A 13,962-nucleotide genomic window follows, 5' to 3' on the forward strand; every position below is an offset into this window, starting at 1 on the left:
AACACTCATGAGTGCGTTGTTCCCTTTCGTTCTTTTCATTAGGCTAGGTCCTAAATTGACTACCTGTGCCCTATCGATCCATTCTATTCTTGTGGAAACACTTATTTCGCCCCACCCCATAACTGTGCGACAATCATGGCCAACAAAGAAGGCTCGGGGCCGTCAAGCGTGGAGGTCACATTGCGAAGGGACCTCGGACTCTTGGAAGTTTTAATGATAGGAATCGGGCCTAATATCGGCTCGACGATTTTCGTTCTTGTTGGCATCGCTATCGGCATCGCGGGCCCTGCAATCCTTCTTGCTCTCGTTCTCAACTTTTTTATTACGCTTCTCACGGCGATGTCGTATGCCGAACTTTCAAGCGCTTTTCCAGAAACGGGCGGCGGGTACCTGTGGATTAAGGAAGCGCTCTTTCCTCCGATGGGTTTCCTAGGCGGATGGATGTCGTGGGTTGGTCATTGCATCGCATGCGCTGTTTATGCGTTGGGCTTCGGCCTCGGGGTCAGCGCACTCTTCGCCCAATACGGCATCTCTTTTTTCGGCATCTCTTCTGAAATGATATCGAAGCTCTTCGCTGTCGGAATCTCGGTCTTCTTCATCTTTCTCAATTACCGCGGTGTGAAGGGCGCCGGGAGATCTGAGGTCATTATTTCGGTCATGCTCATTGGTATCATTGGGATCTACATGATGTTCTGCATTATCGCATTGTTGAACGGTAATGGAGTACAAAACGCGTTTGAGCCTTTCATCCCAATGGGCTACATGAGCATCGCGACCTCAATGGGTTTTACTTTTATGGTTTTCGAAGGATACGAAGTTATTTCGCAAACAGGTGAAGAAGCGAAGAATCCCGAGAAAACTGTTCCACGCGCAATGTTTCTTTGCATCACGATCAGTGCAATTCTTTTCATCGCGATAACGGCGCTGACGATCGCGGTTATGGGCTGGGAATCGATTGCCCAATTGGCCGCCGTTGGAAAAGGGCAAGATGCACTCGTCGTCGCCTCTCAAAAAGTCGTTCCCGTTCTCGGCGGGGCTCTTATATCAGGAGGTATCATTATCGGTTCGATCGCCGCTGTAAATTCTGTGATTTTTTCATCTTCGCGCGTTTCTTTTGCAATGGGACGTGACGGCAATCTTCCGACTTTTTTCGGAAGACTTAGCCGCAAGCATCATACGCCCTCTGTTGCCATATTCCTCAGTGGTGCCATTATCATATCTGTTTCAGCCTTCTTGCCAATCACTCAGGTTGCTGCGGTTGCCGATATACTGATTTTGCTTCTTTTTATCTTTGTTAATATTTCGGCAATTGTATTAAGGTGGAAAAGGCCGGACGCGAAAAGACACTTTCTCACTCCTCTATCTCCAATTATACCCCTCATCGGGATTGGGACGAAGGTCTTTCTGGCTGCTTCTTTATTTAATTTTGAACCTCTTGCATGGTATATTGCCCTTGCAGTGATTTACTCTGGACTTCTCATTCATTACTTTGCAAAGGGGCGAAAAGAAATCGAGAAAATCGAAGTTCCAGCTAGATTGTTACTGACACCGGAGGAGCTGAGAAAATTTAGGGTTCTGATACCCGTTGATGATGTAAGGAATGTTGGGCTAATCGATCTGGGATGTATTGTTGCTGCGAAGAATCACGGAGAAATTCTTCTCACCAACATTGTCGAGGTCCCGACTGCCGTCCCTATTGACGCGGTTGACAGGAAAATCGTTGAGGAAAGAACGAAAATGCTGGAGAAACTCAAAGTCTACGCCGAGCTGAGAGGTGTTCCGACTCGGGCGCTTGTTTCCGTGTCCCACGATATTGTCACCGCGATCATCGACACCGCGAAGGAAGAAGCGGCCAACATGATCATTCTCGGTTGGAAAGGATATACAAGAACGAAGAAGAGGATTTTCGGGAGAAAATTGGATGACATCCTGAGAGGAACGCCTTGCGACGTGATTGTGATGAGAGATGAAGAGAAACTGAGGCCTGAGAACATTTTGGTTCTATCGGGTGGACTATGGCACGTGAGCAAGGCGACAGAAATTGCTGCAGAGATTGCAAGGGTAGGGGCTGCGAGAGTCACAATACTCAATGTCATCGTGGACGAACGCTACCGACTGAAGGCAATAGAATATTCCAAGCGGCTGATGGAAATAGTTAAATCTGCTGGGGTACAAGTGATCACAAAAGAGATCAGGCCAGAAACGATTATTGGGGGCGTCGTTGCAGAGTCGATGGATTATGATCTCCTTGTGATCGGCGTTAGCGCGAGAAGGCGCTGGAAGAAGTTTGTCTTCGGACCAACTCAGGACAAAATCGTTCAAAATGCGAAATGCCCTGTGCTCATTTACGAGAGGGTGGCAAGCAGAGAACCAACGGAACGCCCCACTGAATCAGATGAGCGAAAGGAAAATTGATCGTTAAGAGGTAAAGAAGTCGAGTCAACATAAAATCAGCAAGGTTGATTCATGGAGTAGGTGCTTTGAAGATGTTTTCGATGAGTGAATGACCAAATTTAAGTGGTGGCGTTTCAAAATTTTTTGATATGACTGCGAATTTTTCATCAAGCGGGCTCTGAAAGATTCTTGTCTGATCATCAAGGTCTGTACACACTGGGAAGATAGAAAATGTGAGCAACAATTGTATTAATGCCCTAGGTATGTAATACAATATTGTGTATTTCATCGGTATCGATCTTGGATGGAAAATGAATCCCCCACGAGAAAGGGGGACGGCTCTTTGCACTCTGAGTTCTCGAGGTCAAGTTGAAAAAATTGAGCTCGTAACAACCGATGAAGAGATCATCAATGAAGTGACCTCGAAGAATCATATTTGGGTAGGGATCGATGCTCCGCTCATTATCCCAGATCATAATAAATTGAGGAAATGCGAGAAAACACTTTTCTCAAGAGGCATTAGACTCCTTCCAACGAATCGCCTTTTCTTCGAACGGAAATTTGGTGGTTGCCGTGGGGAAATTCTTGCATCAAAATTGCTATCGCATGGCTTCAGGTTTCCCGATCAATTGTCTAGTGAGGATAGGATCTTGTTTGAAGTTTATCCTTACGGTTTACTCTATATCATCACACATGGAAAGGTCCCTTCATACAAAAAAGGCGGTGAATACAAGAGACGCGAACATGCCCTTCGGGCTCTTCATCTCGCAAGTCAATGGGAGCCTTCATTAGAAATTCCTTCAGAATTGAAAGATGAAATCAATCGCGTGCCTAGAAGAGATCTGACTGGTGTGGCGGACAAGATTGATGCACTTCTCAGCGCACTATGCGTGTATTCGCATTGGATAAATAGGGGGCGTCGCACTGAGTCTATCGGAGATAATGACGATGGTTTTATTATTCTTCCAAGGCAGGAGGCGATCGATTGAGAATGTCGGATGATGCAAACCTTGAAGCGATTGTAACTGCGGTCGGTAAGAACTACGGTTACGATCAGATTAAAGCACAGTTCTATCCATTCAAAGAATTGAAGAGCACTTGGAAAAGAAATGGATCGCAGCTCTCTCTTCGTGTCTCAGATTATCTACGGTTGGCAGATGAAGAGGTTATCGAGGATTTTGCCTGCTCACTCTTTTGCAGAATGAAATCGAGAAACAGGAGGGAACTGTACGGAGAGGCATTCAAAAACTGGATTCAATCGAAAGAGTTTGTTGAAAAGAATCGCCCGATCTACCTTCAGCGTAGTAGGAATCTCAAGTTATCACCATCAGGATCGACCTTCAACTTGGATGAGATTCGACACCAACTTGAGGAAACCGGACTTATCAAAAACTCATCAGATGCGTATCTTACATGGACGATCAACGGTAACAGAAATCGCGTGGGATGTTGCAGCGTTATCATGAAAGTGATAGCGATCAGTTCCGTGCTGGATTCACCATCTGTACCATCGGTTGTTCCTGCTTATGTTCTTTACCATGAAATGCTGCATCTGGAGATGAGTTCTGAGCATCTTCTCACTGGGCATGGATCAGAGTTTAGAAGGCGAGAAAAAATGTTTCCAAAATGGAATGAGGCAGAACTTTGGTTGAAGAAAATTGCCAGAGAGAGAATGACTTCTGGAAATATGTCATTGACTCGGGATGTTTGAATGAAATGAATTGAGGTGTAGGCACATGGAAATTAAGCAGTTGAAAAAGCGATTCATTAAAGATCTCGTTGTTGGCGAAGAGGTTGACGATCTTTTTTCAATCAAGTACAAGAAACCGCCCCGTCGCTATGCAGGAGGTTTTATGTTCGAATTACGTATCTCTGACAGAACGGGCCAGATGAATTTGAAATACTGGGGAACAGGCAATGAAGAGACAATCCGGAAACTCTACGATAGCCTCAAGAACGGCGACGTGATTAGAGTGCAAGGTATCGTGTGCGAATACAAGGATGTCATGGAGATCGGCGTGAATGCTGAGACTGGCGACTCCATCGTCGTTGTTCAACCAGGCTTTTACGACATAAGAGATTTTGTTGCAGTTAGCGACAAAGACCCAGATCAAATGATGTCGACTCTCAACTCTTTCATAAAGAAAGTTGAGAATTCGTTTCTTCGATCCCTTCTATCATTCTTTTTTTCGGACGAATCGTTTGTGGAGAAATTTAAGCATGCGCCAGCTTCTATCTCGATCCATGGTCACTGGGTGGGCGGATTGCTTGAACATACATTGCGGGTCGCACAAATATGTGAATTTCAGTCAAAACTGTATCCAAATCTCGATCGCGACCTGCTCATTGCTGGCGCGGTACTTCATGATATCGGAAAGATCGGGGAATATCGGATCAAAACGAGTATCGAGGAAACAGACGATGGCATGCTTCGTGGTCATCTCGTCATTGGCGCGGAAATGGTTTCGAAGGCATGTGGTTCCATTCCCGAGTTCCCAGAGAATCTCAAGCTCAAGATTTGTCACATCTTGTTGAGTCATCATGGGAAACCCGAACTCGGATCGCCAAAGATCCCGATGTTTCCCGAAGCCATAGCTGTTTCACTCGCTGATGACATGGATTCTCGCATTGAGCAGTATATCAGGATAAAGGAGGAAGCGGCAACGGAGGATAATTGGTTCTGGAGTAAGAGACTTGGATCAATCTATCTCCGCTAACTCTTGTCCTCTATCTCGAAATAATAGGAACACCTCGGGAGTCCCTTTAGTTGATCTGGATGCCACGGGAATGCAGCACAGAATGGTGGCCTTCGGGAGTAGATCGTGCATGTCCATTCGCCGCCGATCAATGCAAGAAATTGACACTGTCCGTTTTCAGGCAGACCATTCTCGGCATAGAATTTCTTCGCTTCTTCATCGATCTCGAATCGCGGCTTGCAACAATCGCCGCAGCGATTGCAAACACCCCTCCTGATATATCGTGCCACCGATTACCCACATGACCTCATAGAATTTGTTTTTTTTCCAGAAAGAATTCGAATGAATGCTGATTGAAAAGATGTTCCCCAGCCCTAACAGATTGGATCATCGCAGGGAAACACCCGTCTCACCACACTGACCCAGGCTGGGGTTTGTTGAGTACCGGGGTTGGTCTCCAGTCATGACCCGATGTCGCATCGTCGTTCCTGGAGCGACCCATTTTAACGATACTCTGTCCACCCGAAGATTTTTGGGAAAAATCCGTTCCCGACCTCTTCGGGCATTTGTATCTATTATCACATGGATATTTAAATTTAGGTGTCCGCTAATTTACAATTAGTTGGTGTGATATCGCAACACCCCGATGTGATTCCAATGGCGAGCGACTTTAAGATCAAGAAAAACTTTTTGATCACAGGACCGCCAGGTATCGGCAAGACGACTGTGATCACAAAAGTTGCAAAAACTCTTGAAAGCGAATGCGGTGGATTCTACACAACCGAGGTGAGAATAAAAGGAATCAGAAAAGGATTTAAGATCATTACATTGGATGGAATGAGCGGGATCCTTGCTGATGTCTCCTTGTGTAATGCGCCAAAAGTTGGCAAATATGGCGTCAATCTCGAAGACATTGAACGGATTGCAGTTGCTTCCATCGAGAAGGCGATGATAACTAAGAAGATCGTGATCATCGATGAGATTGGAAAGATGGAAGTTTTATCGCCGTCATTCAGATGTGCAGTGATCGCTGCACTTGACTCTTCCAAGCTTGTCGTCGGCACGATTCCAGAGAAAGGCGATCCATTTTTCAACAAGATTAGGGAAAGAGAGGATGTCGAGATTCTTGTTGTTTCCTTCAACAATCGTGATGATCTACCCGATTTCATTCTTCAACGACTGCGAAAGTTTTTATCTGCCGACGATCAATAGAAATTCGATGACCATTTTAGTGGGTTGCAGTGGCTGGTCATACGATGATTGGGTTGGAAGGTTCTATCCCCTTTATCTAGCGAAGAGGAAGGAGGAATGGCTACGATATTACGCCCAGTTCTTTAAGACCGTAGAAATCAACAGCACGTTTTACAGGCCGCCAAGCGAATTTATCGTACGGTCATGGATCTCGAAAGCATCATCCCTCGGTGAATTTGAGTTCTCTGTCAAGCTGCCACAGCTCATCACTCATGATTCGCTCGTCAACGGAAAGATTGAAGCCGCGGGTCGACAGGCCCGATCCTTCGAGGAAATTTGCATTGCACCACTTGCAAAGGAGAACCTCATGGGTACTGCTCTCATCCAATTATCTCCGTATTTCAAGTACAGTTCTGATTCGATTTTATCGCTATCTTCATTTCTCTCATCCATCGCCTACGATCGATACCGGTACGCCATTGAGTTCCGTCATAGGTCGTGGATCGACGATTCTGGAAATCAAATCATTGGAGAGGTGACCGATCTTCTCAAGAAATTTAACGTCGCAATGGTCATCGTAGATGGACCTGGATTTCCTTTCACGGATCAATTAACATCATATCATTCTTATATTCGATTTCACGGCCGGAACTACGATATCTGGTTCGATGGCGAAAAAGAAGATGACTTCCGCATCAACCGTTACGATTATCTTTATTCAGAAGACCAGCTAAAACCCTGGGAAGAGAGAATAAGAAAAATACAATTGGAGACAAAAGAAATCCGCGTCTATTTCAACAATCACGGTAGTGCAAAGGCCGTTAAGAATGCACTGCAGATGATGGACCTTCTTTCGATACCTCATCGTGAAAAGGAAGTGCAGGTGCAAAACCAAATGAAGTTGGGTACATTTAATTCCACTCATTATTTGGATGAATCCGAGATGAATCACAACTTTCAAATATCAAGATCCAATAGGGCCTAGTCCGGCAACACCAAGCAGGGAGTAGTGAGATGAAAACCCTATTCGAGCCTGAGTCGATCGCCGTTGTTGGCGCTGCAAGGGAAGAGTCGAAAGTCGGTCACGTCGTTGTGAAGAACCTCATTGCCTCTGGCTTCGAAGGGAAAATCTATCCAGTCAATCCAAAGGCTGATGAAATTCTCGGTCTCAAGTGCTATCCTTCTCTCAGCGCAATTCCTGGAAAGGTGGATCTCGCAATTATCGTCGTCCCAAATGTCCTAGTTCCAAGGATCATGGAAGACGCTGGTCAAAAAGGCGTCAGATCGGTCATCATTATTTCCTCGGGATTCAAGGAAAGTGGTAAGGAAGGGGCGGAACTCGAGAAGAAGGTCGGTGAGATTGGAAGGAAGTACGGCATTAATATCCTTGGTCCGAACTGCCTTGGGCTCATCAACACGCATCACAAAATGAATGCGACATTCACTCGCAACTATCCCAAGAAAGGGACAATTTCGGTCACATCGCAATCTGGTGCGATCTGCACGACAATCCTTGACTGGGCGTCGCAAAATAACATCGGTTTCTCGAAGTTTATCAGCGTTGGAAATAAAGTTGATATCGATGAGGCTGACCTCCTTGGTTATTTGAGGGACGATGATCAGACAAAAGTTATCGCGATGTACATCGAAGGAACTGAGCGTGGCGTCGAGTTCATGCGTCAGGCAGCACTAACAACAAAGAGCAAACCGATCATCGCGCTCAAGGCAGGACGAACAAGCTCTGGTGCAAAGGCCGCATCATCTCATACTGGTGCACTTTCAGGGAGTGATGCGGTTTATGATGCAGCGATGGAACAGTCAGGAATCGTTCGTGTCAAGACGATTGATCAACTTTTCGATCTCCTCCTCGCATTCTCGAATATGCCGCTGCCCAATGGCGACAGAGTCGCGATCGTCACGAATGCCGGTGGTCTAGGTGTGATGGCTGCAGATGCCGCCGCGGATCATGGGTTGACACTGGCATCCTTTTCACAGGAGACGATCGCGAAGCTGAAGAGCAGGTTACCCGAACAGGCGAACTTCTATAATCCTGTTGATGTGATTGGTGATGCGGATGCGGCGAGATACGAATTCGCGATCAAGACAGTGATGGAAGATGAAAACGTCTCGTGCATCGCCGTCATGCTTGCCCCAACCGATCTCGTTGATATCCCGGCGACAGCGAGGATCCTTGCTTCTTTCGCTGGCAAGACTAAGATCCCGATTGTCTCGGCATTCGTTGGCGGGGAGGATTGCGCGGAGGGGATTGAGATTCTGCGAAAGGCAGGGATTCCGAATTACGAATCGCCTGATAGGGCGATGGCCGCATTGAGTGGAATGGTTCGCTATGCAAAGATAAGGCATGCGTGGGTAGAGAGTGAGCCTGTGAAGATAGAAGGTGATAAAAGGAGGGTGCGGGAACTCATCGACAGCGTGATCTCCGAAGGCAGAACCTCTCTGAGCGAGGACGAGGGAAAGGAGATCTTCAGAGCGTATGGAATTCCTGTACCTGGTGAAGGCCTCGCAAAGACTCCAGAGGAAGCGGTCGAAATCGCAAACAAACTCGGTTATCCTGTTGTGATGAAGATCGCGTCGCCTGATATTTTTCACAAGACCGATGTCGGTGGTGTTGCAATCAATGTGAATTCACCCGAGGATGTGCGAAGGCAGTTTGAGCTTATCATCGCGCGCTGCCAGAGCAGGATGCCGAATGCAAGGATCATCGGCGTCTCAGTGCAACAGATGATCACGGGTCGAGAGGTTATTGTAGGGATGGTTAGAGACCCCCAGTTTGGGCCGGTTATCACGTTCGGTCTCGGCGGTATTTTCGTTGAAATATTGAAGGATGTATCTCAGAGAATTGCGCCACTGACGCGTGCTGATGTAAACAAGATGATCCAATCGATCAAAGCGTATCCGATACTCACAGGGGCAAGAGGTAGAAAGCCGGCGGACATAGAATCGCTCAAGGAGGTCATCTTCAGGGTAGCCCAGATCGCATTGGACTTCCCTGAAATCTCGGAATTAGAAATCAACCCTGTCATCGTTGGTGATGAAGGAAAGGGTTGTGGCGCCGTTGACGCGCTCGTAACTATAAGGAGGGAGAGTAGGTGAAGGCACTTTATATTGGTGCAGTTGTGGAAAGGACTGGGAAAACGATGCTGACGCTAGGGCTGGCAAAGAACTGCCCCGGAAAGGTTGGTTATTTCAAGCCATTCAAGGAGGACATCATTCCTGTTGATGATCGGCTCGTCGACATGGATGCGTTTCTGATGAAGAGGGTTCTTGGTCTGGAGCTTGATGAGGAATCACTCTCGCCTTGCCGATACGACCTTTTTAGACCAACAACGATGGAAAGACTTCTCAAGGCGTATGACAAGGTGAAATGCGACTTTGATTACATGCTTATTGAAGGCGCAAGAATCATTCAAACTGGTTATCTACATGATGTTTCAGGACTCGCATTCTCGGAAGCGGTCGGCGCTGATGTCATCCTCGTGACAACTTCTCATCCAAATGGGGTCGAGAGGGTCGGTATGCTAAAACGTCTCATGGAAACTTACAAACTCAATTTCAAAGGAGTCATTCTGAACCAAACGGACGATCCGGCCATTGAAGCGTTGCTCAATGAGAAGGGAATCCCTGTTCTCGGCTCGATTCCAACCATTAAGGAGCTGAAGTACTACCGCGTCAAGGAAGTCGCGGACGCGCTTGGTGCGGATGTGATTGTCGGAGAGGAGGGGCTTAACAGGATTGTCGAGGAAGTAACAATCGGTGCGATGCGACCGGAGACAGCGATTAAGTACCTGCGAAGGATCGCCAAAAAAGCGGTGATCACCGGTGGAGACAGGTCCGACATTCAGATCGCCGCACTCTCAACTGATACATCATGTCTTATCCTCACTGGAGGATTGTATCCGGAGAAGACGGTTATCGCGAAGGCATACGAAGAACAAATTCCGATTCTTCTCGTCAGATACGACACTGCAACAACTGCCGAAATGGTCGAGCATCTGATCGCGAGAATAGATCCAGAGGACCAGGGAAAGATCGATCTCATCACAAAGGTTGTCAGAGAACACATCGATCTCAGCAGGATATGGGAAAAGTAAAGTTGGATGTGCACAATGGACGGGAGGCTACCTCTCAGGTCATTAGGTTGATCTCGCTCGTCCCGTCCTCTCTCTCCCTCACATGGATCACGTGAGTCATGAAATCCTTGACGTCATCAATGTGTGTGATCAATATAATCTGGCTGAATTGCTTTGACAGCTGATTTAGCGTTCTCATGATGTTCCGTTTCCTCGTCTGATCCTGCGATCCAAAGATCTCATCGAGTATCAAAAAATTAACACTGCTGCCAGCCCTTTCAGCAATAACCCTTGATATGGCAAGTCTCAAACAGAGATTTGCTAAGTCAGCCTCGCCGCCAGAGAATCTCGAGATCGGGTATCGTTCGCCGCCGTCGTAAATATGGATTTCATAGTCTTCGTCGAGCTCCATGCCGCCGAATTTCGAATCGGTCAGTTCCGTAAACAACGAAGAGGAAATTTCCGAGAGCGTTGGTACGATCCTTGACATGACATTCTCGCGAAATCCTTTCATTATTACACTGAGCGCGTTAAGATTTTCAAGATGTTTCGTTTTTGCAGCGAGATCCTTTTCCTGCTCCTCTAAATCCTTTATCTGGTTTTCGATATTTCTGATCTCGTACTCTTTGAGACGGATGTCTCCTTCTTTTTCTTTGAGAGTCATCTCGACTTCCTGTTTTGCCTCGCGTTCCTTCTCATAGCGCTCGTATGCGTCCTTTGCTTCGGCCTCGTTGTATCCTAACGAATCAATCTGTTCCTGCACTTTCTTAAGGGACTCCCTTTCGATCTCGAGTTGTTCTTCAATCGTCCTCATTTCTTTCTGCAATTCTGGCAATCGCTCAAACTTCGCGCGCGATTCTAGATATCGCTGAGCAACCTTCTCGAGCTCTTGGATTCTGAGCTTAACCTTCCTATATTCGGCTTCGTCGAAAGTGATCTTCTCCAATGCAGTGATCTTCATTTCGAGTTCATTGCTTTCCAAAATAAATTCCTGGATTTTTGATTGAAGATGTTCGAGCTCAGCTATGACCTTTATTTCCTCTTTTTGTTTCTTAATCAAATCGCTTTTTCTTTTCTCCAGAGCCTCTTTCCGCTCACTTTCCTTTTTCAATGTTTCTTCGATCGTTTTTCTCTCTTCGAATCTAAGGGAAATCAATTTTCGCTGTTCTTCAATCTCCTTCGCAAGCTTTTCAAGCAATATCGCTTGGTAATCGCCGAGAGGTCTTTCACACGTTGGGCAGGAACTTTCAGGACCAAGACGTGCGATTTCCCTTCGCTTTTCTTCTGTTTCTCTAATGACGCTCTCAGCTCTCTCTATTTCGGAATCCAGAAGGCTGAGACGGTATTTAGCATCGTTCAATCGATCATCGACTTCCTTCATCGTCGTTTCTACTGTCATTAATCGATCCTCGATACCCGCAAGCGAGGCAAGCATTTCTCTCTTATTGATAACCTCTCTCTCCACCGCCATTCTTTCGTTCCTCACTTTCTCGAGCCTGATCTTTGAGACCCTCAATTCCTCAAAAGCGCGGAGGTCTCGTTCCATTTCATCTTTCTTTTTCATTAGTTCCTTATATTCGATGTAACTCGGCTCGAGCAAAAACGCTTCATCGCCAATTGCCTGCAGTCGGGCGATTTCTATTTCGAGGTCCTTCCTCTTTCTTTCAAAGGCTCCCACTCTCTCTCGTTTTTCGATCATGCGATTCTTGAGTTGATTGAACATTTCCTCCTTACTCTTCATCTCGTCCCTGCGGGCTTTGGCTTCCGCCAGCGTTTTCTCCATAACGTTCAATTTTTCCCGGAGCAAGTGGAACTCGTTTCTTTCGCGTTCGAGTTCCAGATTCAGCGCATTCAGCTGTTGTTTCAACAGATCGATCTTCTTCACGCCATTGGGCGATAAAAGAAAACTTGACAGCATCATGAGATCTTTTTTCAAAGAAAGGGCGTCCTTATCGATCTCGCTGACGACCTTATCAAGAACATCAATTTCAAGCATTCGTAGTACGAGTTTCTTTCGCTCAAAGGACCGGAGTGTTGACAACGCCGCTAAATCTTTTTGCCTTGCGAAAACTGAAATGAAAAAGGCCTTATAGTCCATGCCTAGCCTTCTTGTCAGCTCTTCCGTGACGGTCTGATCGCCCTTCGCCGCAGGTCTGTTGTTGACGAAAAGCCTCGCATCGACCTTAAGTTCTCGACCCTTCATCGAGCGCTCGAGTCTGTACGAATCGCCTTCAAGCTCAAACTCGAGAAGGACACGACATTCCTCATTTGGACCGGCGCCCGCTCTGAGGACCCCTTCCTTCGTCGTTCTTACGATTGGTGTTTCATTCCCGTAGATCGCCCATGCAATCGCTTCAATTAGGCTAGATTTTCCAACACCGTTCGGCCCGATGATACCGATGACACCATCTGGAAATTCAATTGCACAATGCCTGAATTTTCTGTAGTTCTGAAGTTCCATGTATCTCAATCTGATTCTTCCAGCCCCCTATTGAGGTACTCGAGTCCCAGATCCCTGATTACTTCTTTATTCACCCCTTCCACAGGGTGCCGTTCCAAGAATGAAACAAACTCCCTTGGCAATGAGCTCAGTATTGTCGTGGACGACTGAACTGCCATATTCTCCTGAATGAGATCGTATCTTAAATCAAATACCAGGGCACTCTTAGTCATCTCTCTGATCCTCCCGAAATCGAGCGTCTTGTACAGCGAGCTGCGCAGGTTCTTGATCCTCAAACGCACGATCTTCCCACCAAGCGGTTGCGATTCGATCGATCGCTCGATCTCATCCTTCAATGAAATCGCATCCAACATCGACGCATCAATGATCGGGAGGTCGATCATTTCCCTCGTCTTGATTTCGACGAATTCCTTTCTCTTATCTTCAAGATCGACCACAAGAAACCCTTTCTTTTGATCCACTTCCGCAAAAGAGAATCTTTCCGTTGAGCCAGCGTAGCATGCGTTATCGTTGATTTCAAAGTATCCGTGGTAATGGCCTAGAGCGATATAATCAAACTCTTTTCTTAAATACGATGATTGGATAAGTGCCTCGTTGAATTCGTCCATCTTGAAGACGCTGAGACCTACTACGCCAGCATGAAGCATCATGACGTTATATTGCGCATCTTTGGAAAGCCTGATCATTTCGATATTTTCCCTTAATGTCTCGCTATCGCAATGGGGAATCGCATGGACGACCATATCACCAATTCTGATTTTTTCATAAGAACCCTTATACACTGGCTTAATTCCATTGATATGTTCAAAAATTCTGAAAACACTTCCCGTTTCTTGAAGGCGTGGCGTTGAGTGATTGCCCGCGATAACAATCACCGGAATGCCTTTCTCCGTGATACGAACCAGCTGCTCGATTGCAAACGATATCGCCCGGTTCGTCGGTCTAACCGAGTCAAATAGATCGCCTGAATGGAGGACGGCATCTGGGTTGATCTCTAAAATCCGATCGACAACCTCCTTGAATGCGTTGAAGACATCGACCTCCCGTTGGTTGAGGCCGCTTTCCTCGTCCACTTTGGAATAAGCGGAGTAGCCAATGTGTGTATCAGACAAATGAACGATCTTCAAAC

At 46.5% G+C, this 13,962-nt stretch carries 11 protein-coding genes; 8 read left to right on the forward strand and 3 right to left on the reverse strand.

From position 1 onward, the window contains the following. Nucleotides 1–135: 135 nt before the first annotated feature. The 4 genes from H5T41_08555 to H5T41_08570 all read left to right on the forward strand — a co-directional run bounded on the left by H5T41_08555 (nucleotide 136) and on the right by H5T41_08570 (nucleotide 5,111). Nucleotides 136–2,415, forward strand: coding sequence for an amino acid permease (locus tag H5T41_08555; protein ID MBC7108814.1), 2,280 nt, complete (start codon nucleotides 136–138; stop codon nucleotides 2,413–2,415). Between the two features lie 257 nt (nucleotides 2,416–2,672). Beyond that, complete coding sequence (locus H5T41_08560; GenBank protein ID MBC7108815.1) at nucleotides 2,673–3,383, forward strand: DUF429 domain-containing protein; 711 nt, start codon at nucleotides 2,673–2,675, stop codon at nucleotides 3,381–3,383. Nucleotides 3,384–3,385: 2 nt separating this feature from the next. Beyond that, complete coding sequence (locus H5T41_08565) at nucleotides 3,386–4,105, forward strand: hypothetical protein (GenBank protein ID MBC7108816.1); 720 nt, start codon at nucleotides 3,386–3,388, stop codon at nucleotides 4,103–4,105. 25 nt (nucleotides 4,106–4,130) lie between these two features. Then, nucleotides 4,131–5,111 (forward strand): HD domain-containing protein, encoded by a 981-nt coding sequence (locus H5T41_08570; GenBank protein ID MBC7108817.1) that lies wholly within the window; start codon nucleotides 4,131–4,133, stop codon nucleotides 5,109–5,111. Here H5T41_08570 and H5T41_08575 read toward each other — a convergent pair. Next, nucleotides 5,108–5,380 carry a YkgJ family cysteine cluster protein gene (locus tag H5T41_08575; protein ID MBC7108818.1) on the reverse strand — a complete coding sequence of 91 codons (273 nt, stop codon included), beginning with the start codon at nucleotides 5,378–5,380 and terminating at the stop codon, nucleotides 5,108–5,110. The two genes, H5T41_08570 and H5T41_08575, sit on opposite strands and share 4 nt — an antisense overlap. 367 nt (nucleotides 5,381–5,747) lie before the next feature. Here H5T41_08575 and H5T41_08580 point away from each other — a divergent pair, with 367 nt between their 5' ends. The 4 genes from H5T41_08580 to H5T41_08595 are packed head-to-tail and all read left to right on the forward strand — an operon-like array spanning nucleotide 5,748 to nucleotide 10,393. After that, the gene (locus H5T41_08580; GenBank protein MBC7108819.1) at nucleotides 5,748–6,302 is read left to right on the forward strand and encodes an NTPase; all 555 of its coding nucleotides are present in this window, start codon (nucleotides 5,748–5,750) and stop codon (nucleotides 6,300–6,302) included. Nucleotides 6,303–6,309: 7 nt separating this feature from the next. Continuing rightward, a complete protein-coding gene (locus H5T41_08585) occupies nucleotides 6,310–7,266 on the forward strand; it encodes a DUF72 domain-containing protein (protein MBC7108820.1) in 957 nt (318 codons plus the stop codon). Between the two features lie 29 nt (nucleotides 7,267–7,295). Beyond that, nucleotides 7,296–9,395 carry an acetate--CoA ligase family protein gene (locus H5T41_08590; GenBank protein MBC7108821.1) on the forward strand — a complete coding sequence of 700 codons (2,100 nt, stop codon included), beginning with the start codon at nucleotides 7,296–7,298 and terminating at the stop codon, nucleotides 9,393–9,395. Then, nucleotides 9,392–10,393 (forward strand): AAA family ATPase, encoded by a 1,002-nt coding sequence (locus tag H5T41_08595; protein MBC7108822.1) that lies wholly within the window; start codon nucleotides 9,392–9,394, stop codon nucleotides 10,391–10,393. Before H5T41_08590 ends, H5T41_08595 begins: the two co-directional genes overlap by 4 nt. 34 nt (nucleotides 10,394–10,427) lie before the next feature. Here the strand turns inward: H5T41_08595 and H5T41_08600 are convergent, their stop codons facing one another. Next, a complete protein-coding gene (locus H5T41_08600) occupies nucleotides 10,428–12,842 on the reverse strand; it encodes an SMC family ATPase (protein MBC7108823.1) in 2,415 nt (804 codons plus the stop codon). Then, nucleotides 12,839–13,960, reverse strand: a complete 1,122-nt coding sequence (locus tag H5T41_08605) for a DNA repair exonuclease (GenBank protein MBC7108824.1) — start codon at nucleotides 13,958–13,960, stop codon at nucleotides 12,839–12,841. Before H5T41_08605 ends, H5T41_08600 begins: the two co-directional genes overlap by 4 nt. Between the last annotated feature and the right edge of the window lie 2 nt (nucleotides 13,961–13,962).

The sequence above is a fragment of the Methanomassiliicoccales archaeon genome (assembly GCA_014361295.1).
Lineage (GTDB): Archaea > Thermoplasmatota > Thermoplasmata > Methanomassiliicoccales > JACIVX01 > JACIVX01.